The organism is Vibrio sp. Vb0349 (assembly GCF_033338975.1).
This window is the reverse complement of record NZ_JAWOTS010000137.1, coordinates 1-1,592: the sequence shown is the minus strand read 5'-3', so window position 1 is coordinate 1,592 and position 1,592 is coordinate 1. Positions and strand designations below refer to the sequence as shown.

3 protein-coding genes are annotated in these 1,592 nt (G+C 46.5%); 1 reads left to right on the top strand and 2 read right to left on the bottom strand.

Features of this window, described 5'->3' with window-relative positions; translation table 11 throughout:
- Nucleotides 1–879: YvcK family protein (locus tag R7Q47_RS23920; RefSeq protein ID WP_318089654.1), on the top strand; the 879-nt coding region annotated here is incomplete at its 5' end.
- A gap of 76 nt (nt 880–955) precedes the next feature.
- Here R7Q47_RS23920 and luxU read toward each other — a convergent pair.
- Both luxU and R7Q47_RS23910 read right to left on the bottom strand, forming a co-directional pair.
- Nucleotides 956–1,294 (bottom strand): quorum-sensing phosphorelay protein LuxU, encoded by a 339-nt coding sequence (gene luxU, locus R7Q47_RS23915; protein ID WP_023623259.1) that lies wholly within the window; start codon nt 1,292–1,294, stop codon nt 956–958.
- A 2-nt stretch (nt 1,295–1,296) separates the two neighbouring features.
- Nucleotides 1,297–1,592, bottom strand: a 296-nt coding sequence (locus R7Q47_RS23910) for a helix-turn-helix domain-containing protein (protein ID WP_318089650.1), incomplete at its 5' end; no start/stop codon positions are given.

Here is a 1,592-nt window from a genome sequence, read left to right as displayed (position 1 = left end):
GATAAAAAAGTGGTCGCTGTTGGCGGTGGTCATGGCTTAGGTCGAATGTTAGCCGCTTTAAAAGACTTTGGCAGCAATGCTACGGGCATTGTTGCCACAACCGACAATGGTGGTTCAACTGGGCGTATTCGTCACTGCCAAGGTGGCATCGCTTGGGGAGACACCAGAAACTGCATCAACCAGCTAATCACTGAACCATCTATCAGTTCGATGATGTTTGAATACCGCTTTAAAGGTACGGGAGAGCTGGACGGCCACAACCTTGGCAATTTGATGCTAACAGCATTGGATAACTTGTCGGTTCGACCGCTGGATGCAATCAATCTGATCCGAAACATGCTTAAGGTTGATGTCAATATTCTGCCAATGTCAGAGCACCCTTCGGATTTGTCTGCACTTTCAGTGAACGGTCAATGGGTCACAGGTGAAACCAATGTGGATGAGATGGAAACTGACTTACGTCGCTTAGATCTTTCACCAGAAGTTCCAGCCACTAAAGAAGCCGTTACTGCTCTGGCAGAAGCCGATGCAATCAGTCTTGGCCCAGGCAGTTTCCTCACCAGTATTATGCCGCCATTGTTATTGCCTGAGCTGGGCAAAGCCATTGCAGCAAACCGAAAAGCGAAGGTGATATTCGTTGCTAACCTCAGCCCAGAATACGGCCCAGCAGGTCGAATGTCGATGGCGCAAAAGCTGGAATGGTGTGAACGTGCGTGCCAAGGACGAAGAATCGATGTCGTCCTTGCCGAAGAAACGGACCAGAAAGTGTTGGAACAATGGAACGTCGTTACCGAATCATTAGCCTCAACCAACCGAGATTGGCGTCACGACCGAGATAAGTTGAAAGCAGCGATAGAAAACCAACTACTCGCTAAGTAGCCACTTGAGACTGCCAACGTTGATACGACAAAGCCCTTCCAATATGGAAGGGCTTTGTGTTTAAAAAGTAAAGACTTTATTGAGTCCAAGAGCGATACGCGTCGCGTGTTTCATTCAAGCGATCAAGCATAGTGTTAACCTCACTACCCTGTTCAACTAACTCACCAGATTTGGCTTTTTTATCGATAGACATCGCTAACTCACACAAACTGTCGGCTCCGAAACTCGCAGCACTGCTTTTTAGCGCATGGCTGATCTCTTTCAAATACATTAAGCGCTCTGAACCTTCTAACTGCGACAAGTTGTCGATGTACGTATCCATCTCACCCAAAAAAATATCGAGCAAAACAGGCACGTTATCACTGCCGATTTCCATCGACAGTTCATCTATTTTTTGTTGATTCAATATCGTCATGCTTACACCTTCTGCCGCTCTTCTTTACCATTCCATGCTTGTAGTTTGCGGTAAATCGTTGACGGACTGACATCAAGATACCCAGCGGCTCTTGGAATATTACCGTCACACGCCTCAATCGCTTGTTCAATCGCCATTTTCTCTGTCATCCATAGCGGCATGATCTCTGAAACAGTCATCGCTTTTGGCTCAATCAGTTTAGATACAGATGGCCTATCTAATGGTTGATTCAGCGGCGGTGGCAACATATCTAACGTAATTTCTTTGCCGTTGTTAAGCACCACGATATTACGCAATA

Bases quoted from the DNA above. Each gene is read 5' to 3' on its own strand.
- luxU (WP_023623259.1), bottom strand. From the start codon at position 1,294: ATGACGATATTGAATCAACAAAAAATAGATGAACTGTCGATGGAAATC.